The sequence below is a fragment of the Terribacillus sp. JSM ZJ617 genome (assembly GCF_044383785.1).
Lineage (GTDB): Bacteria > Bacillota > Bacilli > Bacillales > Amphibacillaceae > Terribacillus.
The window spans coordinates 51,426-73,749 of the sequence record NZ_JBISEQ010000002.1 but is presented as its reverse complement, the minus strand read 5'-3'; the positions used below and the strand labels follow the sequence as shown (position 1 = coordinate 73,749).

The 22,324-nt window shown below is 45.4% G+C and carries 25 protein-coding genes; 4 read left to right on the top strand and 21 right to left on the bottom strand.

The features are described from left to right. Positions 1–9: 9 nt before the first annotated feature. The 6 genes from ftsL to ACH6C1_RS06605 form a co-directional block, all read right to left on the bottom strand. The gene (gene ftsL / locus ACH6C1_RS06630; RefSeq protein ID WP_095223018.1) at positions 10–390 is read right to left on the bottom strand and encodes a cell division protein FtsL; all 381 of its coding nucleotides are present in this window, start codon (positions 388–390) and stop codon (positions 10–12) included. Between the two features lie 18 nt (positions 391–408). After that, entirely contained in the window at positions 409–1,368 is a 960-nt protein-coding gene (rsmH, locus tag ACH6C1_RS06625) for a 16S rRNA (cytosine(1402)-N(4))-methyltransferase RsmH (protein ID WP_095223017.1), read from the bottom strand. 24 nt (positions 1,369–1,392) lie between these two features. After that, positions 1,393–1,824: a division/cell wall cluster transcriptional repressor MraZ gene (mraZ, locus tag ACH6C1_RS06620; RefSeq protein WP_095223016.1), complete on the bottom strand. Its 432-nt coding sequence runs from the start codon at positions 1,822–1,824 to the stop codon at positions 1,393–1,395. 167 nt (positions 1,825–1,991) lie between these two features. Next, positions 1,992–3,617, bottom strand: coding sequence for a bacillithiol biosynthesis cysteine-adding enzyme BshC (gene bshC, locus ACH6C1_RS06615; protein ID WP_374075746.1), 1,626 nt, complete (start codon positions 3,615–3,617; stop codon positions 1,992–1,994). Positions 3,618–3,648: 31 nt separating this feature from the next. Continuing rightward, positions 3,649–4,032, bottom strand: coding sequence for a DUF3397 domain-containing protein (locus tag ACH6C1_RS06610; protein ID WP_095223014.1), 384 nt, complete (start codon positions 4,030–4,032; stop codon positions 3,649–3,651). Next, positions 4,029–4,910, bottom strand: coding sequence for a 2-dehydropantoate 2-reductase (locus tag ACH6C1_RS06605; RefSeq protein ID WP_374075743.1), 882 nt, complete (start codon positions 4,908–4,910; stop codon positions 4,029–4,031). Before ACH6C1_RS06605 ends, ACH6C1_RS06610 begins: the two co-directional genes overlap by 4 nt. A gap of 160 nt (positions 4,911–5,070) precedes the next feature. On the opposite strand from ACH6C1_RS06605, the gene ACH6C1_RS06600 reads away from it, so the two are divergent. Next, on the top strand, positions 5,071–5,520 hold the full coding sequence (locus ACH6C1_RS06600; protein ID WP_374075740.1) for a GNAT family N-acetyltransferase: 450 nt from the start codon (positions 5,071–5,073) through the stop codon (positions 5,518–5,520). Positions 5,521–5,539: 19 nt separating this feature from the next. On the opposite strand, the gene ACH6C1_RS06595 is transcribed toward ACH6C1_RS06600, so the two are convergent. From ACH6C1_RS06595 to ACH6C1_RS06585, 3 genes are all read right to left on the bottom strand, one after another. After that, positions 5,540–6,016 (bottom strand): RsfA family transcriptional regulator, encoded by a 477-nt coding sequence (locus ACH6C1_RS06595; protein ID WP_366249490.1) that lies wholly within the window; start codon positions 6,014–6,016, stop codon positions 5,540–5,542. Positions 6,017–6,146: 130 nt separating this feature from the next. Continuing rightward, positions 6,147–6,320, bottom strand: a complete 174-nt coding sequence (gene rpmF, locus ACH6C1_RS06590) for a 50S ribosomal protein L32 (RefSeq protein WP_077309792.1) — start codon at positions 6,318–6,320, stop codon at positions 6,147–6,149. Positions 6,321–6,351: 31 nt separating this feature from the next. Further along, positions 6,352–6,867, bottom strand: a complete 516-nt coding sequence (locus ACH6C1_RS06585; protein ID WP_095223010.1) for a YceD family protein — start codon at positions 6,865–6,867, stop codon at positions 6,352–6,354. Between the two features lie 360 nt (positions 6,868–7,227). Between ACH6C1_RS06585 and ACH6C1_RS06580 the strand changes: the two genes are divergently transcribed. Then, positions 7,228–8,415 (top strand): nucleotidyltransferase, encoded by a 1,188-nt coding sequence (locus ACH6C1_RS06580; RefSeq protein ID WP_374075736.1) that lies wholly within the window; start codon positions 7,228–7,230, stop codon positions 8,413–8,415. A gap of 35 nt (positions 8,416–8,450) precedes the next feature. Here the strand turns inward: ACH6C1_RS06580 and ACH6C1_RS06575 are convergent, their stop codons facing one another. Then, complete coding sequence (locus tag ACH6C1_RS06575; protein ID WP_374075734.1) at positions 8,451–9,473, bottom strand: SepM family pheromone-processing serine protease; 1,023 nt, start codon at positions 9,471–9,473, stop codon at positions 8,451–8,453. 174 nt (positions 9,474–9,647) lie between these two features. Here ACH6C1_RS06575 and ylbJ point away from each other — a divergent pair, with 174 nt between their 5' ends. After that, complete coding sequence (gene ylbJ / locus ACH6C1_RS06570; protein ID WP_374077154.1) at positions 9,648–10,832, top strand: sporulation integral membrane protein YlbJ; 1,185 nt, start codon at positions 9,648–9,650, stop codon at positions 10,830–10,832. Here ylbJ and coaD read toward each other — a convergent pair. The 9 genes from coaD to cyoE all read right to left on the bottom strand — a co-directional run bounded on the left by coaD (position 10,829) and on the right by cyoE (position 16,404). Continuing rightward, positions 10,829–11,305 (bottom strand): pantetheine-phosphate adenylyltransferase, encoded by a 477-nt coding sequence (gene coaD, locus ACH6C1_RS06565; protein ID WP_366249487.1) that lies wholly within the window; start codon positions 11,303–11,305, stop codon positions 10,829–10,831. The genes ylbJ and coaD overlap by 4 nt on opposite strands. Next, positions 11,302–11,868, bottom strand: a complete 567-nt coding sequence (gene rsmD, locus ACH6C1_RS06560; protein ID WP_374075731.1) for a 16S rRNA (guanine(966)-N(2))-methyltransferase RsmD — start codon at positions 11,866–11,868, stop codon at positions 11,302–11,304. Before rsmD ends, coaD begins: the two co-directional genes overlap by 4 nt. A 216-nt stretch (positions 11,869–12,084) precedes the next feature. Next, positions 12,085–12,360: a YlbG family protein gene (locus ACH6C1_RS06555; RefSeq protein ID WP_095223004.1), complete on the bottom strand. Its 276-nt coding sequence runs from the start codon at positions 12,358–12,360 to the stop codon at positions 12,085–12,087. Positions 12,361–12,462: 102 nt separating this feature from the next. After that, positions 12,463–12,900, bottom strand: a complete 438-nt coding sequence (locus ACH6C1_RS06550) for a YlbF/YmcA family competence regulator (RefSeq protein WP_095223003.1) — start codon at positions 12,898–12,900, stop codon at positions 12,463–12,465. A 50-nt stretch (positions 12,901–12,950) separates the two neighbouring features. Then, complete coding sequence (locus tag ACH6C1_RS06545; protein WP_095223002.1) at positions 12,951–13,184, bottom strand: YlbE-like family protein; 234 nt, start codon at positions 13,182–13,184, stop codon at positions 12,951–12,953. 15 nt (positions 13,185–13,199) lie between these two features. Next, positions 13,200–13,631 carry a YlbD family protein gene (gene ylbD / locus ACH6C1_RS06540; protein ID WP_374075727.1) on the bottom strand — a complete coding sequence of 144 codons (432 nt, stop codon included), beginning with the start codon at positions 13,629–13,631 and terminating at the stop codon, positions 13,200–13,202. Between the two features lie 99 nt (positions 13,632–13,730). Further along, the gene (locus ACH6C1_RS06535) at positions 13,731–14,765 is read right to left on the bottom strand and encodes a CAP domain-containing protein (RefSeq protein ID WP_374075725.1); all 1,035 of its coding nucleotides are present in this window, start codon (positions 14,763–14,765) and stop codon (positions 13,731–13,733) included. Between the two features lie 80 nt (positions 14,766–14,845). Then, positions 14,846–15,367 (bottom strand): GNAT family N-acetyltransferase, encoded by a 522-nt coding sequence (locus tag ACH6C1_RS06530; RefSeq protein ID WP_374075722.1) that lies wholly within the window; start codon positions 15,365–15,367, stop codon positions 14,846–14,848. A gap of 101 nt (positions 15,368–15,468) precedes the next feature. Continuing rightward, the gene (cyoE, locus tag ACH6C1_RS06525) at positions 15,469–16,404 is read right to left on the bottom strand and encodes a heme o synthase (protein WP_374075718.1); all 936 of its coding nucleotides are present in this window, start codon (positions 16,402–16,404) and stop codon (positions 15,469–15,471) included. Between the two features lie 268 nt (positions 16,405–16,672). Between cyoE and ACH6C1_RS06520 the strand changes: the two genes are divergently transcribed. Then, complete coding sequence (locus tag ACH6C1_RS06520; RefSeq protein ID WP_374075716.1) at positions 16,673–17,581, top strand: COX15/CtaA family protein; 909 nt, start codon at positions 16,673–16,675, stop codon at positions 17,579–17,581. 39 nt (positions 17,582–17,620) lie between these two features. On the opposite strand, the gene pyc is transcribed toward ACH6C1_RS06520, so the two are convergent. After that, complete coding sequence (pyc, locus tag ACH6C1_RS06515; RefSeq protein ID WP_374075713.1) at positions 17,621–21,064, bottom strand: pyruvate carboxylase; 3,444 nt, start codon at positions 21,062–21,064, stop codon at positions 17,621–17,623. Further along, positions 21,052–22,296: a putative lipid II flippase FtsW gene (ftsW, locus tag ACH6C1_RS06510; RefSeq protein ID WP_374075711.1), complete on the bottom strand. Its 1,245-nt coding sequence runs from the start codon at positions 22,294–22,296 to the stop codon at positions 21,052–21,054. The genes pyc and ftsW overlap by 13 nt, the downstream gene beginning before the upstream one ends. Between the last annotated feature and the right edge of the window lie 28 nt (positions 22,297–22,324).

Below are 22,324 nucleotides of genomic sequence, written 5' to 3'. Positions count from 1 at the left end.
GTACCTTTCTTATTCAGAGACTTTGTTTGCTTCTTTTACTTTGGCACTTTGTACCTTCAGACCTGCATCACGTGCGATATCGATGATGCGCTCCGGCTTGCTCAATTCCTTCACTTCATAAGTCAGATCTGTATTCGCAACCTTCTGGTGGCTGATTTCAGAATCCAGTGCTTCCAAGTCACGGTTCACATTATACGTGGAAGCTGCGAAGGTGACGAAATAAGCTGCTGCAGCCAAGATAACTAGACTGAAAACGGCATATAGAACCTTCTCCCCCGGCGTAATCCACGTTTTCTTATGAACTTTTACTTTTACCTGTCGTTTAGGCTGCTGCTGCGGTCTTTGTGCCGGACTGCTCTGCTGCCAGCTTCTTGCACGTTCTGCGCTCAAGCTTATTCCTCCCCTGTATTAGAATTCGAATTTCGAACTCCACGGTTTTATTTTTTCTGCTACGCGGAGTTTGGCGGAACGGGATCTTCTGTTATCTTCCAGTTCCTCATCACTTGCCAATATCGGCTTTCTCGTAATGAGAGCAAACGGTGCCTTGCTGTCCTCCGGCAAAATTGGGATATTGCGCGGAACCGGCAGCGGTGTGCTCCATGATTTAAATGCCTGCTTACACATTCTGTCCTCCAGCGAGTGGAAGGTAATGACTGAAACTCTTCCCCCGACTGCAACTATCTCTGCTGTCTGCTGCAGCGCATCACGGAATGCTTGTAATTCGTCATTTACCGCAATCCGGATTGCCTGAAAGATTCTTTTGGCCGGATGGCCGCCTTTTCTTCTTGCTGGTGCAGGAATCGCTTCCTTGATCACTTCCACAAGTTCAAATGTTGTTTCAATCGGTTTCGTTTCTCGTCTTTTCTCTATTTTTCTTGCAACTTGCTTGGAAAAATTCTCTTCTCCATATTGGAAGAAAATCCGTACAAGCTGCTCGTAAGACCACGTATTAACCACCTCGTAGGCAGAAAGCGCCTGATGCTGGTTCATGCGCATATCAAGCGGCGCATCGTGCTGATAGCTGAATCCTCTTTCCGCCTGATCGAGCTGTGGGGAGGACACGCCAAGGTCGAATACTACACCATCGACTTCCGTGACGCCTCTTTCCTCTAATTCGCTTTTCAGATGTCGGAAATTCGCCTGGATATATTCGATTCGATCGCCATACTCCGCTAATCTTGCCGCTGTGGCCTCGATGGCTTGCTTGTCCTGGTCAAACGCATACAGTTTTCCTTTATCGGATAACTGCTTCAAAATTACTTCGGAGTGACCTCCTCCGCCTAGGGTGCAATCCACATATGTACCTTCTGGCTTCACATTGAGTCCTTCAATCGTCTCTCTGTTCAGCACACTATAATGTTCAAACAAGCTCTTACATCCTTTCGACTGCCATCAAATATCGAAATCAAGCATATTTTCAGCGATTTCAGCAAAAGATTCCTCAGATTCATCAAAATAGGAATTCCATTCGCTCTCCGCCCAGAATTCGATCCGTCCAGACACACCAATGATGGCAACGTCCTTTTCCAGCTTCGCATATTTCCGGAGCGGTGCAGGGATATTGATTCTCCCTTGCTTATCAAGCTCACATTCGACTGCTCCTGAAAAGAAGAAGCGAGTGAATGCACGGGCATCCTTCTTGGTCAATGGCAGCTTTTTTAGTTTTTCTTCCAGGAGTCTCCATTCCTCCATAGGGTATCCAAACAGACATTGGTCCAATCCTCGGGTCAGTACGAAACGTTCCCCTAAGTTTTCTCGGAACTTGGCAGGTACGATAATACGGCCTTTCGTATCTACCGAATGCTGAAATTCCCCCATGAACATAGACTCCGCCCCCACTTTCCATTTTCATAGTACCACATCCCCCCACATTTCACCACCTCAATATTCACACTTTTTATTAGCATTTTCTCCCTTGCCTAGCGCTTTTTCGGAGTTTTGTGCACAAAAAAAACGTGCATGGTCGTCGACCAGGCACGCTTTCTGTTTCATTATAACGTTACGATATGGTGGGGAGTGGTGAAATCATAGCTTTTCTGCGCTAATTCGCGCCAAATCTCCACTCCATGCATATTCCATATAGGGAAGATACTCCATGTCCGCTCCTGCAGCCCATTTTCCGGGTGAAGCGTACATTGAATATGGTCAAAATGGGATAATGCCACACCATGCTGCTCTTTAATTCTAGCTTCCATACGTCTGACCAGAAAATCGATATCCTCTTCCAAATGACGGAGATTCTTTTCTGCCAGGCTGCCAAGATCATCTGCAATCGATGCCGCACTTCGCCGGAGCGGTGCGTGCAAATCAGCCATTGCCCGCTTCACTTGCTCAGATACAACAGCAATCGGCGGCTGCTGCTGTGCAGCTAGATAATGAATTTTTTCCGCTTCGACGCCAAATGCAATAGCTTTTTCGGGGCGCAAACGATAACGATTGAGCAGCTTTTCTGTCTTGCCATCCAGCATCGTGAAGGAAAGGCGCGGCATGACGGGCGGCATGTTAAAGCCGACTGCCTGGAAACCCGGTTTCAGATTCGCCCAATAGGCGATTTCTCCAGGACCGGCAATGAAAGCAAGCACCGGCAGGAGGTAGTCCTGCATGAGAGGGCGCGTGACAACATTATTGCTCAGTCTTTCCGGCGCTGTTTCCGCAATGAGCAACAGCTCTTCTTCCGTAAAGACTGCTTCATCATTTTTGCCTCGCCACTTACCCTCACTGTCGCGTATAAGCAGCGTTCTTTCACCGTCAATATAACAGAACAGATTAGCATCTTCTGTTTCCGCGCCTAACACATCAGCATAACCCATCTGCTGAAGCTCCTGAGATGCTCCATAAACACCATGGCTTATTTCCTGCTGCTTGTTGATCAGCTCCCGGAAAAATGGTCGCTCTACTTGCCGCAGTGCCTGATCCCCGGAATCCAAAAGCACCAAACCGGTATCCTTGTATAGGAAATGAATGAATTTCGCGAAGAAATCAACGAATGTCTCTGATTGATCCAATATATTACTCACAGTAGAGTGAATATCCTTTGTATATGCTGTCTCCGGCAGGGCAGCCATCACTTCTTGCAAGAAATCATGCATCAAACCGTTATCGAGCACTACATCAGAAGCTGCAATCTTTTCAGTAAGATGCTGTTTCCATTTGATTTTTTTCAACTTGTTACGATTTGGCAGGAAGATGTGATTGATCTCCTCCACATCATGATCCTCACCCGCTATCCAAAACACCGGTATGACCGTCGAGCCCAGTTTTTTACTCTGCTCGGAAGCAAGGGAAATGATGGAGGTGATCTTATGCAGTGTCAATAAAGGACCCGTGAAGAGGCCTGCCTGCTGCCCGCCGACTACAGCCACTGTATTCGTATCAGCTAATTTATTGATATTTTGGATCGTTACCTGATCCGCTCCCCACTCTTTATTGCATTTGAGGAGGAGTTCCACTAGCGCCTCCCTCGGGAACTCACGAGCTTCAAGCTCCTCCAGTCTAGTCGCATAGCTTTCTTGGCGGAATGGAGAAAAATCGAATTTCCCCATAATAGAAGGAAGCTCTGCCCGATAATCGGCCACCAATTTGTTCGGACTTTCCAGTCTCATTGGTTGTATTACCATATTAAGTACTCCTTTATATAACGTCTATGTATTACTGTCTGATAAATGTAACGATGACTCCTGCCACTAGCAGGAGGATGTACAGCGGACCGAACAAAAGGAAGCAGATACGCAGGAAGATGCGCCACACATGCTTAAAGACGATCTCGCCGCGGTATTTGTAATGCATGAGCACAACCAATATGAACAATACCGCAAGGAATCCTATCATATAACCGATCACTGTATGCTGTAAAATGATTTGCAACATAATCATAACAGAAAAGATATAGAATACGGCAGTAGTTTGCACGCTATGGAGAAAAGCATTCCGTCTTTTATGAATGATCCGTCTGGCGATCAAATAATAAATCCAAGTAGCAAGCGGCGGTACCGTGATTGCTGCCGCTAGAAGGTAAGCGATTAAGTGGGTCATAGATTCGTCCTCTCCTGCTGTTTCGTAAGTCCAAGTATACTATAGTAGACAAAATCCGTATAAGGAACAGCCTTTTTTGCATGCTTGCGGATATATCCTGATATGGATTCAATCTCAGTCTGCCTGCCGGATTGAATATCTCTGTGCATGGAGGACAAATTAGCTTTCGTAGCTTGTATGATCCTGCAAACATTTGCCCATTGCTGTTTTTCCTCTAACTCTAGCGCATCTGCAGCTTCCTTGCATAATACCCATGCTATTTTTTCAAAGGCAGGATGTTCCAGCAGCGCACCATTCTCCACCCGATAAATTGCAGTCAACGGGTTGATCACAGCATTCGCAATCAGTTTTTTGCCTAACATCTCACGCCAGTCCTGCTCAAATAAAAACGGGAAATCCGATTCATGGAGCTGATTCACAAGCTTTTCAGCATCATTACCAGTCAGATCTGCCAGACGAATGGCCGCTTTCCCTGTATGTTCTACAGTACGAGAATCCACCCGCAGGGCACCATGTTCGACAGACCCTACGTTGATAGGATAATCGAATTCATCTCCTTGCAAAAAGTCCGTATGAGCCATACCGTTTTGGAGGAAGACGATTGCAGCTTTTACGTGCAGCTTCAACTTTTCCCAAATGGGCTGCACATCATATTGTTTCACACAGACAATCCATACATCTGCTTGCCCCAAAGCCTGCCAATCAGTTGAAGCAAACGTCTCCAATGCGTTTACTTCACCCTTGAGAAGAAGACCTTTCGATGCAATCAGTTCGGATTGTTCTCGCGTTCTAGTCAAAAGCCGCACATCATGGAATCTGCCGAGTTTTGCGGTTATAAGTAACCCGATTGCCCCTCCGCCGATCACATTGATTCTCATGTCCGTTCCCCCATTCGTCCTATACCTAATTGTTTATTTTAGCAAAAGAACAGACAGTATGGATATAAGAAATATAACGCTTGAATTTGTAACCGTTTTCATATATATTGAAAACATAAGTCACACAGCGAAATTTTTTAATACGGAGAGGGGAATCTGTATGACATTTGCTAAAGTGGAAAAATTACCGGTGAATTATAAAACAGCGGAGGATTTCGAACGCTTTGCCGCACAGGGGAACGCAGAGCTTTCCATGCTGGATGAGTTCCAGCTAAGTCTCATCGAAAGTGACGATGATACGCTATTCTACGGAATCTACATGGATAATGAGCTGGCAGCGAGAATGGCGCTTACCTTTGTGAACGAACAACGCGACAATACATTCTATCCGCCAAAGGGATACGTAGAAATCTCCAAACTGGAAGTGCTGCCTGCATACCAAGGAAATCGACTTGGCTCTTCCCTAGTTGAATTTGTGCAGTCCTTTGCAAAACCAGTACGCACTAAGGCAAGAGTAAATTCAGAAGCTTTTTGGGCTAGGCTGAATTTTAAGGATAGCAGCAAAAAGGAAGATAACCTGTCCGTTATGACGTGGCAGCCGACAAAATAAAAAGCCCCAACGGGCTTTTTTAATTTGTCTCAGCTTCCTCGATCACCCAGCGGCATAGCTTTTCCATTTCAATGCATGCATCTTGATACCGTTTAAGCTGATCCTTCAGCTTTGCATTCTCTTCTTTCAATGCCTTAAGTTCTTCCTGCGGTTCTTTTCTCGGAACTTGGAAATTCTGTTTCACTTTTTCAAGCAAGTCGATTGCTGCTTCCAAGCTGATGGATTCTTTATCATCCTTAACCGGTGCAGCTGCTTTATCTGACACTGGAAGCTGCTGTTTCCGCTGCTGTTTTGCGATTTCGATATCTGTTTGATAATACTGACGGAGTGACGCATTCCAACGGAAGCCACATGCCGCCGCAGTACGGTTGAGCTTTACCGCAACATCACGGAAGGCATCCAGCTGCGTCTTCCCTTCCTGAATAAAATCCAGTACCGTATTTGCCAATAAAACATCCTCTTTATCCGACCATGCATCTTGTCTCGTACTCTTCAAAACGCTTCCCCCCTCTTCTATTCTGCTATCAATGTATGCGAGAGGGAAAAATGCTAGACTAGAAAACAGACGATAGAATATAAAAAAAACATCTATCGGCAATATTGCCGACAGATGTCGTCTTTCTTTCTTACGCTTCAACCACTGCTTTTCCATCGTAATGTCCGCAAGATCTGCAAACGTGGTGTGGTTTTGCAAGTTCTCCACAGTTAGAGCATTCTACCATTCCAGGTACATGCAATTTTTTGTGTGTACGGCGTTGGTTTTTTACTTTTTTAGAAGTTCTTCTTTTAGGTACTGCCACGGTCCTACACCTCCTTCAATCGTTACAATGCTTATTCGTCGTCCTTTTTCAAGAGAGCTTGCAGTTTCTCGAGCCTCGGGTCGATCTTGTCCTGCTGTGCTTCCTCACTGGCAAGCTGCCAGCCTTCTCCTTGTTTCGTGGCATTATCCAATGCCTCCGGATCTTCGGAGAAAACACGGAAAGGAACATCCAATAGGATATTTTCCTCTATATACGGTTTCAAGTCAAGCAGTTCTCCCTCAACAGGGTGAATCTCTGACTCGTCATCCGCGCTTGCATATGGAGACAAAGTAAACAGTTCAGTCGCTTCAACATGAAATTCATACGGTACATCCACCAGCGTACGCGCACATGGAAGAATCATCTTGCCATCTACAGCGAACTTAACGGTTATATCGTTTCCATGCGATGTCGCCTGACCGCTGACCTTCACCGGATCAATCCGACGAATATCATTTTTGCCCTGGATGTCTGACACATCCACTTGCTCTGTAAATTCGAAAGGTTCAAGACCTTTAGCTTTAAGCTTTTGAACCGGAATTTTCACGTTAATTCACCTCATGGCAACAAAAGTAATTGTAAAAAAAAACAGAAGCTTTGTCAATATATTTTCTTTACACCAAGGCAATAATTAGCCTATATTCTTACTAAAGAACATTATCTCTATTGTAACACGTAAGAAAAGCGGAAGAAACCGTTTAGAAACGAAGGAATAAGTGAGGGAGCCCGGAGTGGGTGTCCTTCCCCACATAGGGATTCATCTCTTATCCCGCAGTTTCTGGTTTCTAGAGCCAGACAACAAAGAAAAGCGGAAGAAACCGTTTAGAAACGTAGGGATAAGCGAGGGAGCCCGGATTGGGTGTCCTTTCTCAGTAACAGACTAAACAATACAGAAAGGAGTTCCCCTATGAAAGCATGCGGCCTCATCGTCGAATATAACCCTCTGCATAACGGTCATGTTTATCATATACAGCAGGCGCAAAAATTAACCGAAAGCGATTGTACGATTGCAGTAATGAGCGGGAATTTCACACAGCGTGGTGAACCAGCCATTATGGATAAGTTCAGCCGTACAAAAGCGGCACTTTCTGCCGGTGTCGATTTGGTTGTCGAATTGCCCTTCCTTTTTGCAGTGCAGCATGCTGATTTGTTTGCCAAAGGAGCTGTTTCCATCCTTGATGCCCTGAAAGTGGATCATCTAGTTTTTGGTTCTGAAAACGGATCTATAGAATCATTCCATCATGCACAAAAAGAACGACAAAAGAATCGGACACCTTTTGAGACAGTTCTAAAACAGCAGCTGGAAAATGGCTTATCCTATCCTGAAGCAAATCGTGCAGCATACGAGTTAGTGGGAATCAATTCCGCACTCGATCTTAGCAGCCCCAATAATATCTTGGGCTTTGCATATCTTCAGGCAGCCGAGGTCCTTCATTCGCCAATACAGGTCGATACAATCCGTCGTATTCAGGCAGGTTATCATGAACAGTCTATTACCGGCCCGATTGCAAGTGCCACATCAATCCGTTCTGCTTGGCAGGACGAGAGAACACAACAAGTGAAAGCAGCTGTACCGGAAAAGACGTTTGAATTGATGGAAGCTGAAGAACTTCACAGCTGGGAAGCCTATTTCCCGCTTTTACGCTATCTCATCCTAACACGACCTGCTGAAACACTGCGCCAAATTCATGGGATGGATGAGGGATTGGAATACCGTTTCAAGAAATATATCAATCAGGCGTTGAATTTCCAGCAGTTCCTTTCTCTGATCAAAACGAAACGCTATACATGGACAAGACTGCAGCGCGTCTGTGTGCACCTGCTATCGAATACCCAAAAGGATATGCACCGCGAACCTCTTGAACAGGCAGCGTGCCCTTATATCCGTATTCTCGGCATGACCAAAAATGGACAGGCCTTTCTTTCTTCTAGGAAAAAGCAGCTTGACGTTCCGTTATATACACAATTAAAGGACGGCATGCATCCAGTTGCTGATTTAGAATTGCAAGCAGCGGATGCGTATAACAGTATTTTACCACCTGAAATAGCGGCAGCTTCGCGCAGACAAGAGATATCGCCGCCTATATTCGCATAATAAAAAGGATGCATCAGAGGGATGCATCCTTTTTATTATTTTTCTGGCATTTCTTCTAAGTATTTTTTTGCATCATCAAAGGTATTGACTGGTACAACTTTCATATTTGTATCGATATCTTCTGCTGTTTGTTTTGCCACAAGGTAATTCGAATCTTCGGCACCTTGTTCATTTGGAGCAAAGAAGACGTCGCAGCCTTCTTTATCCGCAGCTACAACCTTCTTGTCGATTCCGCCGATACGGCCGACATTTCCTTCATAATCCACTTCACCGGTTCCGCATATCTGAAGGCCCTTTGTCATATCTTCTTCCTCCAGCTGATCATAAATTTCCAAGCTGAACATAAGACCCGCACTCGGTCCGCCGATTTGTCCGCTCGAGAAGGTCACTTCCGGATCTTCCGTAACATTTCGATCGGTCACGAGTGTGATTCCGATTCCCGGTACCTTGGAATCAGGCAGTTCCTGTAGCTCCAGCTTCTTCTCTAGCTGTTTGTCATCTCGTTCTATCTTCAAAGTGATGGTGTCACCCACATGCTTGGATGTGACATAAGTAGTCAGATCGGTTGCTTCTTTTACTTGCTGATCATCTACAGCTGTGATGTGATCGCCCTGCTTGAGCTGGCCATCAGCCGGTAAATCTTTAACGACTGACACGACATATACACCTTTGAAATCAATTTGCAGGTCTGCCCCAGCTGCCTCATAGGCAACGACAGTAGAAGCTTCTTGAGAGCTCTCCATCTGCATCAGCTGTGCTTGTGTATATTCTTCTTCGGATACACCCTCCGGTATGACATCTTCTAGTTTTTCAATTTGATGATATGGCAGTATTTTAGCCATCGCATATTGGAATGGTGTCGCTTGTCCGCCCCGTACGGTGACTAGATGCATATCACCTTCGCTTTTCTCACTGCCATCTACAGATACAATTGGGTCAAGAGGATCTGCTGCACCCGGCTTGTATACATAATATGGCATTCTGTAAATTCCGGAAAAACAGAAGACGATGATCAGCAGCAGAATAACGAACAGGATATAACGTGTGTTCTGTTTCATATACAAGTTCCCCTTCTGTGCCCGCTTTCTCTACTTATTCAGAAGAAGAAGCATATTTCCCTTTTGAGCACGCGTATAGTTAAGATAGCCTGTACAATCAGGCTGAATTTAAGTGTACTACTTCGAATTAAAGAAGTACAGCTGTCATAAATCGGAGGGATTTTTGTGCAAAAAATGAAATCAGTTCTGCTGGCTGGGGCTGCACTGCTGCTGGCGGTCAGTTTAATTATGTATCCGGATCCATCATTGCAAGCCAGCATACGCGGATTGAATATGTGGTGGGAAGTCGTCTTTCCATCCCTCCTGCCTTTCTTTATCACTGCAGAACTGCTGATTGCGTTTGGGATGGTTCGTTTTATAGGAGTTTTTTGTGAACCGATCATGCGGCCTTTGTTCAATGTTCCAGGTGTCGGCAGTTTTGTGCTTGCTATGGGAATGGCCAGTGGCTATCCATCAGGCGCGAAACTGACAAGCCGTCTGCGCCAGGAAAAACAACTGACGAAAATCGAAGCCGAGCGTCTTGTTTCCTTCACAAATGCGAGCAACCCCCTGTTTATTGTAGGTGTAATTGCCGTAAGTTTCTTCGGGGAAGCCGAGCTTGGCATCCTGCTCGCCGCAGCGCATTACGGAGGTAATATACTAGTAGGTATCTGCATGCGCTTCTACGGCCGATCTGAGCCCCGTTCGACTTACGTCCGGGAAAAAGGGTTGATTAGCCGCGCTTTCCGGGAACTGCATGAAACGCGGATGGCTGATAAGAGACCATTTGGCAAGATTTTTGGAGATGCCGTCGTAAATTCCATCCAAACATTACTCATGATTGGCGGATTCATTATCATGTTTTCCGTTTTCAATAAGCTTTTATTCATTTTGGGCATCACAGATTCCCTGGCATATGGCTTAAAAATGATAACCAGCATTTTCGGTGTTCCAGCAGACCTGGTAGTCCCAATGTTTTCTGGATTATTCGAGATTACAATGGGGGGGCAAATGATCGCACAAGCATCAGGATCCAACTTTTTCTTCCCTGCCATTATCGTCAGCTTCATTCTTGCATTCAATGGTTTTTCAGTCCAAGCACAAGTGGCAAGTATTCTCGCCGAGACGGATATCCGGTTCGCACCGTACTTTTTTGCCCGCCTGCTCCACGGATTCATCGCAGCAGGATTAACAGCTATCCTATATGGACCGCTTTACGCCAGACATCAGGAAACAAGTATCCTTACCTTCCTGCATGAAAAAGCAGCTCCTGACACTTCCGTGGAGCTGCTGCGTTTTCTTTCGTTATTCGGACCTGTTTTCACACTCACCATGCTTTCAATTGGCACACTGATCCTGCTGAGACGCCGGTTAAATTAATATTTTTGCTTGATAGCTTCTTGTACTGGAGGCGGCACTAGCTTACTGATATCAGCTCCAAAGCTTGCTGCCTCCTTCACGATACTGGAGCTCAAGAAGCTATAAGCAGAATCTGCTGTAATGAAGATTGTCTCTAATCCTGGCTCTAAATGCCGGTTGATACCGCTGATCTGCATCTCATTTTCAAAATCACTCACTGCCCGCAATCCGCGGACCAAAACTTTAGCATCATGTTCCCTGGCAAAGTCAACGGTGAGACCTTCTGATTTAACTACAGATACGTTAGAGATATGTCTTACCGACTGCCGTAAAAGCTCCAGTCGCTCCTCTTCATTGAACAGCGGCTTTTTTTTGCTGTTTACTGCCACTGCAACAATTACTTGATCGAATATTGCGGCTGCTCGCTGGATAATATCCACGTGGCCATTGGTGACAGGATCGAACGAACCTGGATACATAGCAATCGTCATCACTCATCCCCCTTGGCAGCTTGATAGATAGTAATAGCAGTAGTATTACCATATTCGTCCTGTTTTACAGCTTGCAATCCAGCTATGAACTCCGGCATGTCCTTCTTCGCATCGTGTTCACAAACAATTCGTCCATTTTCTCCCAGTATACCCGCTTCACTGATTTGCTCCAAAAGACCCTCGTAGGACATCTTTTGATACGGTGGATCCAGAAAAATAAGATCGAACTGTTTCTCCCTTTTTGCGACGGCCTTCAGTGCACGCAGCGCATCATTCCGGTATACTTCCGAGTAGTCTGTCAGCCTCAAGGTTGTCAGGTTCTGTTTGATTGTCTCGACAGCCTTCCCTTGCTTATCCACAAAGATACAGTGTGTCATTCCTCTGCTCAAGGCTTCTATCCCAAGCCCGCCGCTTCCTGCGAATAAATCCAGGCATTCACCGCCTTCAAAAAAAGGTCCCAATACAGAAAATAGGCTTTCCTTCACTTTATCCGTCGTTGGTCTTGTCAATTGGTTCGGGACAGCTTTCAATGCCCTGCCTTTATGCTCTCCTGCAATTACTCGCATTACATTCCACTCCTCCAAAAAAAACGATGTATATTCCCGGCTAAGCCAGTCCATACTGTACTATTGAAGCGGCTATCACGCTAATAGCTGCTTCATGAACACGGAGAAGACTTACGTTTCCCCATAAGCTCTTCCTCCGGTTTCTCCTCTCCCTTTGCCTGTTTGTTTTCATTGGAAACAAAAGGCGCCTGCAGGGCTTTTCCCTGCAGGCTTTTTTTATATACCAATCTTATAATCGTATTCTTTCGCTTTATCCTGTTTCGCATTCTCGAAATCGGTACGGACGAAGGGACGGTAAGATAACGCCGTCTTAGAGACGAATGGCAGTTTATTCAACGCTGCTTCCTTCTCTTCGGCCTCCTCCAGGTTCACATATATCATCGCGTATTTAAGCTTTTTGGACACGAAAACCAAGTGTCCATGCCGCTTCAGCTGCTTAATATTTTTCATATGCTGGAACCATACGACGATTCCTTGCCGTTTTGTCAACATAATTGAAGTTCCTCGCTTTACAGCTTTTTTCTTAGTGTAGCAAAGCCTGCCCCCTGGGAGCAACACAAAAAAACCGGCAAGCCTAAGCTTACCGGAATATTGTCAGGAAGCACACCCGCAGGCGCCGCCGCTTCCACAGCCGCAGCCAGAGTCTTTTAAAGCTGCACCAGATCGCGGGGCTTTGACATTCTTGCTCACAGTTGAAGCAAGTTTGGAACTAATATCATCAAGCAGTTTTTGCAGATTACGCTCTGCTATTTTAAATGCCGCAACGTTGGCATCCATATCCATCTCACGCTTCTTGCTGCGGATTTCCTTCATGATGAAGCTGTAATCAGGGTGGTATCTGCCGAATCGCTGCACTTCCTCATACTGTTCCTTAATAGCCGTGAATGCGTCGATTTTAGCTTTCGTCTCACTATTCTGGTAGAGTGCGGATTGCGCGGAGCTATATGCCGCCATCACTTCCGACTCACGTATCATCATTCCCAATTGCTCGGACTTCTCCAGGAGCTCGACGAATTCCATAGTTGCAAACATAGAACCACCTCCCCTATTATCATACCAAATAATAGGGAAATGAAAAGTGTTTAATCCCGCATTGCTCGTGCCATCTGAATCAGCATGTTCACCATACTCAGCTGATCGCCAAATTTTCCAATACGCTGCGGGACAGTTTTACCGTAAAAATAATTCGCTTGTTTTTCCAAATCTGCGAATGAACTTGGGTCACGTGCTAGTGTACGGTACCATACCGGGTGAAGTCTGACAAAACGGAGCAGTTCTTCCCGGTGTTGCAGCCGTTGATAAATTTCCTGTCGCATCAGCCTTCCTCCTTTTTAGTCCCTATGGAAAAATGTTGGAGTCTTCTTCTTTGAAGGCAGCTGTTGTTTGACACCTTGATATTGCCCGATCAATTGCTTGATATTCTCAAGCGCTCCATTCAAATGATGGATATGTCCTTGGAGTTTTTGCAAATCTAACTGATTAGCCATTCCCATCACCTTGTTGAACATTTCTTTCCCTGTTTCTTCTGATTCCTTTTCAGCTTGCTCTGCATCTGTTTCTGCTTTTGGTTCTGTTTCTGCCTTTGCATTCTGTCCATCTTTATATGCCTGCCAGCTCGGATCCTCTTCGCCCATCAGTACCCACTTTTCATAGTATGGCTGCCATCCGGCGCGTTTCTGCCTAACCTCTTGAATTAGCTTGGGGTGCTGCTCTACGAACTGTCTGAATGCCTGAATAGATGGATGCAAATTCGAATCTGACATTACATTCATCTCCTAACCAGATAAATACCCTCTCTGACCAATGTATGAAAGCATTGGGGAAATGACACAAAAAAACGGGATTCCACAATGGAAATCCCGTTATTGTAAAAGAAAATTCTGCGTATAGTAATAACGATAAACGCCTACCCCAAGCTCTTCATAAGATGGTTCAAGCATTGTTTTGCGATGCCCTTCACTGTTCAGCCATCCAATCATTGCTGCTGGGGCATCTGTATAGCCCGCGGCGATATTCTCACCTGCACTTTGAAATTTGACCTGACCATCAGCAAGCCGATCTCCGAGCTCCTCACCACTTGGCGTCACATGAGAGAAATACTGCTGCTTTTGCATATCTTCACTATGACCAAGCGCAACAGCTGCTACCTGGTCATTCCATTTCAATGGCGGGACGTCAAAATTCGCACGCATCACATTGGTTATATCAATGATTTGCTGTTCCATTCCGCCCTGCACCTGCTGCCATTCTTCGTCTGAGAGCTGCGGCTGCTCAGGCAGCTGGCCTGTATATGTTATGTCATAAGGCCGTTCCATGACGAGCTGTTCATCAGTCAGCACCCGCACTCCTGTCAGTTCATCTTCAAACGTATCGAAATAGAACTGAGCAAACAAACCATCACCAATCTGGGCAAGCGGCTGTATTTGCTGATCCTTATCCTTCAGCTTGAATGTATATCGATTGCTATCATAACGGAAGGACACCTCGTCTTGCAGAGGATAATCCTGTTCGACTTCCTCACGACTTTCTCCAAGCTTCGCCTTTGCAAGGGATGCCTCACCGACAGCAAAGGCAGTCATGACACGTCCATCTTTCACACCATACTGTGCATATGCATCACCTTTATCATATATATACCACTCATATCCATACGAAGACTCATCGATCCGATCTGGTTCGCCCTGATCTTCTTCTAATGTTTCAGGTGCTTGATTGATCCACCGTTCTATATCACCATTCGGTTTTTGGGCAGCTTCCGCCTTTGGCGTTTGCTCTGTATCTCCTGACTCAACCGACTTTGTATCCTGGGCAGGAGCCAGATAATCATCCTTGTTCCAAAAGAACAGCACACCTGCTCCCACAACGAGTAACAATAATACAATTCGTAAGCTTTTCATGCATCCTGCCCCCTTTCCGTAAGTTGCACTCATTATAATACAAAATCCATTCAGGAGATAGTCGACTCCTTCGACAAGCTTCACATACCATCTGCCGGAAGCAGCTGCCCATACGTCCTGAACTGAATCAATCCTCCTACTTGGCCAAGCTTTTTAAAGCCGCATCTTGTAAGGACTTCTTGCTTTTCTTCCTCCTCCGGTCTACAAAAAGCATGTATTGTTTCGATACCATGCTTCAGCAGCCAATCACAAATGCTGACGATCGCTTCGTCTTCATATCTTTTCCCTTGCATCTCCACACGTATTTCAAAATATAACTCAGCTTGAGCTGCATCATGAGAAGGCTGCTTGATAAAAATGTCCCCGACCATTTCCTTTTTATATTTTGTATGTAAGATCCACGGTCCAAAACCGAAGCTTGCCTGTCCAGTAGCGAATTCTTCCAAATATAGAGGCAGCTCTGCCTTTAATGCATTTGTAGGCCAATCCGTAACGTAGGAAATTTCCTGTTCATAAAAGAAGGTAAGCGGGAATCGAACGAGCTGCTTCCCCATATCCAGTGTTATAGCTTTCATCGTTAAACGCGGTGTTTCCATATCCATTTACTTTCCCTCTCCCCGATGCACATTTATGGTTCTTATTCCCGATACTTCCTACTATATAAACACAAAAAAAGACACCTCCAATATGGAGGTGTCTTAAATTAGAAAATCGCAGGAGTTGTGAAGATCACAAGTGCGATAAAGAAAATCATCAAGTAATTCAGGCTGTACACGAACATCCAGGTAGCCCATTTCAGATCATCTTTCATAAAGAACCCAGCTATACCAATTGCAAGCCAGCCGATATTCAGCACACTAGCGATGATAACAAATACTGTTCCCAGTGTAGTTAAATAAAACGGAAGCGGAAGCAAACATGCTGTATAAACAACGATTTGGCGCTTCGTAATTCCAAAGCCATATACGGAAGGCAGCATTGGAATATTCGCAGCTTTGTAATCCTCTGCTTTTTTCATAGCCAGTGCTAAGAAATGCGGTGTCTGCCAGATGAACATGATAGCGAAAACGATCCAAGCCTCTGTGCTCAAACCGCCATCGATAGCAGCGTATCCGATTAGAGGAGGAACCGCTCCGGAGAAGCTTCCAATTGCTGTATTGATTGTATAGCGACGTTTAGACCACATCGTATAAAGTACGACATAAGCAAACCAGCCGAATATACCAATCGCTGCTGCTTGCCATGTTGTCAGGAATAAAAATCCGACGCCGAGGACAGTAAATCCTATACCCATTGTCAGCACGACAGAGAGCGGAATCGTGCCTGTAACTGTCGGACGTTTTTTCGTCCGCTTCATTACATGGTCGATATCACGATCGTAATAGTTATTGATCACACATCCGCCAGCTATGACCAATCCGCTTCCGAGCATCATGTAAATGAACGTCGGGATATGGTCGACGAATTGTTGGTTCGTCATATAGAGTGCGAGCCAGAAACCGCCGAATGCAGTCAATAGATTTGAATTTATAATACCAGTTTTTATAAGCGCCTTAAAGTCTGTCCACAGACTAGTAGTAGAATCGGCCTGTTCAGCACCGTTCAATACTTGTGAAGAAGTTGTTTCGATCTTTTCCACACCAGCACATCCTTTCTGCTTGGTTAAACATAATTCTTGTATTCTATCACACTTTTAACATTGTAACACGTCCAGCTGCAGCAAATAAAACCGTTTTTGACAATTTGCCGAACTAATACCTTATCATATCAGCCATTCCTTATTCATGCGTTTGTACAGGTCATAAAATTGACAAGAAATATGTCCTTCTTTAAATAGATTTCATGTTACGATAAGCTTAATGTTTTTATGTCATAGTTATAAGTTTGTATATAAGAGGTGTTTATTCGTGAAATTATTGAAAATCTTATCTGTGATCAGCACCATAGGTATGCTCTTCATCCTGCTTGGCGGCGCCCTTGTTACCAAGACAGGCTCAGCAGATGGCTGCGGACAAAGCTGGCCGTTATGTGAGGGGGCATTAACCAAGATCACGCCTGAGCTTATCATAGAAGTTGCCCACCGATTTGTTTCTTCCACAATGGGGATCGTCATTCTATTGCTGGCAATCCTCGCTTGGCGCAAGATCGGTCATATTCGGGAAGTTAAGTTTCTGTCCATCATGGCAGTAGCCTTTCTTGTCATACAAGCATTGATTGGGGCAGCAGCTGTTGTTTGGCAGCAGTCTGACACTGTATTGGCACTTCATTTTGGTATCTCACTTATCTCATTCGCTTCCGTTCTTCTGCTGACGCTAATCGTCTTTGAAGTGGACAAGAAGTTCGATGCCCGCGCACTTGTCATCCGGAAAGGGATGCGAATTCAATTTTATCTCCATACAATTTTCATCTATTTGGTCGTATATACCGGAGCGCTTGTACGTCACATGAATGCAAGCCTTGTGTGCGGAGATTTCCCACTATGCTCCAACGCTGATCCTAGTCTCTTTGGATTGAGTACGGCACAAATGGTACAAATGCTCCACCGTGGTGCTGCAATGCTTGCACTGGTCTGGTCCTTCATTATCATGATTCAAGTGATTCGCCGTTACAAAGACCACGCAGTGATGTCCAAAGGCTGGATCATCAGCTTTTGTCTTTTAGCATCACAAGCAGTAGTCGGTGCGCTTGTTGTCTTTACAGCAATGAATTTATTCGTAGCACTTATGCATTCCTTGATTATCAGCGTTTACTTTGGAATCATGACATACTATATCATGCTATCCTTCCGAAGTGCGAAATACGAAAAAGAACAATAAAAAAGGGTCCGCTGCTGTTATAGCACGGACCTCTTTTTTTTATTCAAATTCTACTAGCAGATCCCCAACCTGAATCGGTTCTCCATCTTTCACATAAACGTCTTTGATTTTCCCATCAAATGGCGCTTGTACTGTTGTTTCCATCTTCATCGCTTCTGTAATAAGAAGCTGCTGTCCTTTTTGTACATGCTCCCCGCCAGTAACGAGTGATCTGATAACTGTTCCAGGCATTGTCGCACCAATATGCTTTTTATTTTGTTTATCAGCTTTTGGTGTCGTCTTAACTGTTGCCTGTACCTGTTCATCCCGAACTAGTACTTCACGAGGCTGTCCATTGAATTCGAAGTAGATCGTCCGCATCGCATCCGGCCCTGCTTCCCCAATTGCAACAAGCTTTACGATCAAGGTCTTTCCTGGTTCTATTTCCACTTCGATTTCTTCATCCAGCTTCATACCGTAGAAGAAAGTTGGTGTTGTCAGTACAGACAAGTCACCATAAGCTTCTTTGAAAGCTGCGTACGTTTCAAACACTTTCGGATACAAGGAGTAAGCAGTAACATCCTGTTCTGTAATGTCAGCTTCCACTTTTTCATCCAATTCACTTCGCAGCTCATCAAAATCAACAGGCGGAAGCAGTTTGCCCGGTCGTTCGGTGATTACCTCCCGATCCTTTACAATGACCTTCTGTAATTCTTTCGGGAAGCCGCCATAAGGCTGACCAAGATAGCCTTGAGCGAATTCGATAACAGAATCCGGGAAGTCAAGTGCTGCACCTCTCTCGATGACACTTCTTTCATCCAAGTCGTTTTGAACCATGAATAATGCCATATCACCTACAACCTTGGAGGAAGGTGTAACCTTGATAACATCTCCGAAAAGATCGTTTACTCTTCTGTACATGACCTTCACTTCATCCCAGCGATCGCCTAGTCCAACCGCATTAGCCTGCTGCAGCAAATTGCTGTATTGTCCGCCTGGCATTTCATGCAGATATACTTCAGCATGCGGAGCCTTCATGCCGCTCTCGAAATCACTGTAGCGAGTGCGGACATCTTCCCAATAAGATCCCAGTTCATCATAATTTTCAACATTAATGGACGGCCTGCGCTCCATCCCCTGCATCGCGTGATAGAAGGAGCTTGCGCTCGGCTGAGAAGTAAGGCCAGCCATAGAACCTGCAGCCACGTCGACAACATCTACACCAGCTTCCACTGCCTTCACATATGTCAAAACTCCGTTACCGCTCGTATCATGCGTATGCAAATGGATCGGTAGTGATACGGTATCCTTCAAAGCACTGACAAGATCATATGCTGCCTGCGGTTTAAGCAATCCTGCCATGTCTTTTATTCCGATAATATTAGCACCTGCTGATTCAAGCTCTTTCGCCATCTTCGTATAATAAGCCAGATCATATTTCGTCCGGCTCGGATCCAGGATATCCCCGCTGTAACAAAGCGCAGCTTCTGCCACTTTATTTTGGTTGCGGACAGCCTCAATAGCTGGCTTCATGTTTTCGATCCAGTTCAAGCTATCGAAGATACGGTACACATCAATGCCGGCTTCGGCACTTTCTTTGACGAATTTCTCAACGACGTTATCCGGATAGTTTTTGTACCCTACAGCGTTGCTTGCACGAAGCAGCATCTGGAACAGCACGTTCGGCATTTTCTCACGCAGCTTAGCCAAGCGCTCCCACGGATCTTCCTTCAGGAAACGATAAGCCACGTCGAAGGTAGCACCGCCCCACATCTCAACAGAAAATAGGTTCGGCAATAGTTTGGCAGTTGGCTCAGCTATTGTTAATAGATCCTTCGTTCTTACACGGGTAGCAAGCAGTGATTGGTGAGCATCTCGGAAAGTTGTATCCGTCAGCAAGACTTCTTCCTGCTCTTTCAGCCAGTCAGCAAGCCCTTCCGGACCATGTGCATCCAGAATCTGTTTTGTTCCGTTCTGGTAATCGAGCCCTTTTGCAAGCTTCGGAACTCTCGGATTCGGAAAATCAGGTTTTTCGACTTTTCCGCCGCCATCAAATCCATTGACAGTTGTATAGCCGATATACTGGAGCATCTTCGTTCCTCTGTCCTGACGTTTCGGAAAGACGAACAGTTCCGGAGTTTCATCGATAAAGCCAGTTGTATAATCAGCAGACAAAAACTTGTCATGCAGGATGACGTTTTCCAGGAATGGAATGTTTGTCTTGATGCCTCGAATACGGAACTCGCGAAGGTTTCTTTCCATTTTGTATGCAGCTTGTTTGTAATCCGCCGCCCACGTCGATACTTTAACGAGCAGGGAATCATAGTAAGAGCTAATGACGGAGCCTTGGAAAGCATTACCGCCATCCAGTCGAACACCGAAGCCTCCACTGGAACGATACGCCATTATCTTACCTGTATCCGGCATGAAGTTATTTAGCGGATCCTCTGTCGTTACACGTGCCTGTATTGCATAACCGTTTGTCTTAATCTCAGACTGCGCCGGAATATGAAGACGTTCGTCTTGAAGGCTGTATCCTTGAGCCAGCAAAAGCTGTGTCTGAACGATATCCACACCAGTTACCAGTTCCGTGATGGTATGCTCTACTTGGACACGGGGATTAACCTCGATGAAATAGAATTCGTTATCTGAAACAAGAAATTCAACTGTTCCTGCGTTGAGATAGGAAACATTTTTCATCAATTTAACTGCCGCATCACAAATAGCAATCCGAAGTGATTCCGGCAGACCAACACTTGGAGCTACCTCAATCACTTTTTGATGCCTTCTCTGTATGGAGCAATCACGTTCGTATAAATGTATAACATTGCCGGCACTATCCCCAAGGATCTGTACCTCGATATGTTTTGGATTTTCAATAAGCTTCTCCACATACACTTCATCACTGCCGAAAGCTGCTTTAGCCTCTGATTTCGCTCGCTCATAAGCTTCGGCCAGCTCTTCTGCTGAACGCACGACACGCATACCACGTCCGCCGCCGCCCAAAGAAGCTTTGATAATGATTGGGTAGTTGTGGGTATCAGCAAAGGCTCTAACATCGTCCAGCGTTTGGACAGGTCCGTCAGTACCAGGGATCACCGGTATTTCAGCAAGTAAAGCCTGCTGTCTCGCTTTTACTTTATCCCCAAACATGTCAAGTTGTTCGCTGCGCGGGCCGATGAAGATGATCCCTTCCTCTTCACAGCGTCTGGCAAAATGAATATTCTCAGAAAGGAAACCGTATCCTGGATGAATAGCATCCGCACCGGAGGTTTTCGCAATTTCTAGAATATTTTCGATATCAAGATAGGCATCAATCGGCTTTTTCCCCTCGCCGACCAGATATGCCTCATCCGCCTTGAAGCGGTGACTTGAAGATTTGTCCTCTTTCGAATAAATTGCAACCGTATGTATTCCAAGCTCGACACAAGCCCGGAATACACGAATCGCAATTTCCCCTCTATTTGCTACTAGAACTTTGTTGATTCCCCTTAGTTCGTCCATCGTTCTCCTCCTCTAGTCTTTTCCCTGGTTTGTGTAGTAGTACTAGTGGTGCGGATCCTCTGTCGATTGGAGGGACGTCTTCCCCGCTTGTCCTGCGTAAAGGTGCTTTCTGACACAATCAGCTCTTGTGAACGTACATGCTTGGCGATATTATTCAGAATACCCATGGAGGCGAATAGAATCATCAAGGATGTACCGCCGTAACTGACAAATGGCAGTGTAACACCTGTGATTGGCAATAGACCGGTGATTGCGCCCAGATTGATGAAGGTCTGGATCCCCACCATCGACGAAATGCCTATTGCCAATAACGAACCGAAACTGTCGCGGCATTGTCTGGCGATATAGAATCCGCGCAGCACAATGATTGCGAGCATTGCCAGTACTGCAGCAACTCCGATAAATCCGAGCTCTTCCGCTATGACAGCCATGATAAAGTCTGTATGCGGCTCTGGCAGATAGCCTAGCTTTTGGATGCCTTGTCCCAGCCCGTCCCCGAAAATCCCGCCTGTGCCGATAGCAAGATAGGATTGTACAAGCTGGAAGCCTCCGTCTTGGACGTTCTCGTCACTGAATGGCTGATAAGCTCCAGTGAAACGTGAGATACGTTCTTCGTTGACCATGTGCGGCAATACAGCGAGTATTAGTCCGACACCTGCTGCAATCAATAGACTCAAATGCCTTAAACGAATACCGGCACTGATTATGATCGAGCAGGATATCAGGAATACGATAGAAGCTGAACCAACATCCGGCTGGATCACGATCAAGCCAAGAATGAGGCCTAATGCAATAAGAGGCGGCAATACGCCTTTTGAAAAACTGTCCAGGTATTTCTGTTTTTTGGCATAGACTGCAGAAAGATAGATAATCATAGCTACTTTAGCCAATTCGGCTGGCTGCAGACTGAAAAATCCAAGATCGAACCATGAGCGAGATCCATTTGCTTTTTCCGTAAATAAGACGAGAATCAGCAGGACGACAACTACCAGCAAGATCGGCTTAATCCATTTCTGGAACTTCTGGTATGGAACAAAACAGAAAAACGCATAGATTGGAACAGCTAAAGTAATCCATATCAACGATCTGACAAAAAAGAACGTTGGTGAAGCATCGTATTTGACTACTGCCACTGTATAGCTTGCACTGTAAATCATCACTGCTCCGAAAACGGTCAGCAGCAGTGGGGTGAATAGCAAAGTAAAATCGAAATTACGCAATCTTTTTTTCATTTTAAAGCTCCCATAGTATGTATTTTAC

Bases quoted from the DNA above. Each gene is read 5' to 3' on its own strand.
- ylbJ (WP_374077154.1), top strand. From the start codon at position 9,648: ATGAAATCAGTTCTGCTGGCTGGGGCTGCACTGCTGCTGGCGGTCAGT.
- ACH6C1_RS06555 (WP_095223004.1), bottom strand. From the start codon at position 12,360: ATGTTGACAAAACGGCAAGGAATCGTCGTATGGTTCCAGCATATGAAA.
- ACH6C1_RS06575 (WP_374075734.1), bottom strand. From the start codon at position 9,473: ATGAAACAGAACACACGTTATATCCTGTTCGTTATTCTGCTGCTGATC.
- pyc (WP_374075713.1), bottom strand. From the start codon at position 21,064: ATGGACGAACTAAGGGGAATCAACAAAGTTCTAGTAGCAAATAGAGGG.
- ylbD (WP_374075727.1), bottom strand. From the start codon at position 13,631: ATGTCAGATTCGAATTTGCATCCATCTATTCAGGCATTCAGACAGTTC.
- ACH6C1_RS06605 (WP_374075743.1), bottom strand. From the start codon at position 4,910: ATGAGAATCAATGTGATCGGCGGAGGGGCAATCGGGTTACTTATAACC.
- ACH6C1_RS06545 (WP_095223002.1), bottom strand. From the start codon at position 13,184: ATGCGACAGGAAATTTATCAACGGCTGCAACACCGGGAAGAACTGCTC.
- bshC (WP_374075746.1), bottom strand. From the start codon at position 3,617: ATGGTAATACAACCAATGAGACTGGAAAGTCCGAACAAATTGGTGGCC.
- rsmD (WP_374075731.1), bottom strand. From the start codon at position 11,868: ATGCGAGTAATTGCAGGAGAGCATAAAGGCAGGGCATTGAAAGCTGTC.
- mraZ (WP_095223016.1), bottom strand. From the start codon at position 1,824: ATGTTCATGGGGGAATTTCAGCATTCGGTAGATACGAAAGGCCGTATT.
- ACH6C1_RS06530 (WP_374075722.1), bottom strand. From the start codon at position 15,367: ATGGATATGGAAACACCGCGTTTAACGATGAAAGCTATAACACTGGAT.
- ACH6C1_RS06535 (WP_374075725.1), bottom strand. From the start codon at position 14,765: ATGAAAAGCTTACGAATTGTATTATTGTTACTCGTTGTGGGAGCAGGT.
- ftsW (WP_374075711.1), bottom strand. From the start codon at position 22,296: ATGAAAAAAAGATTGCGTAATTTCGATTTTACTTTGCTATTCACCCCA.
- ACH6C1_RS06610 (WP_095223014.1), bottom strand. From the start codon at position 4,032: ATGACCCACTTAATCGCTTACCTTCTAGCGGCAGCAATCACGGTACCG.
- ACH6C1_RS06550 (WP_095223003.1), bottom strand. From the start codon at position 12,900: ATGTTTGCAACTATGGAATTCGTCGAGCTCCTGGAGAAGTCCGAGCAA.
- ACH6C1_RS06580 (WP_374075736.1), top strand. From the start codon at position 7,228: ATGAAAGCATGCGGCCTCATCGTCGAATATAACCCTCTGCATAACGGT.
- ACH6C1_RS06600 (WP_374075740.1), top strand. From the start codon at position 5,071: ATGACATTTGCTAAAGTGGAAAAATTACCGGTGAATTATAAAACAGCG.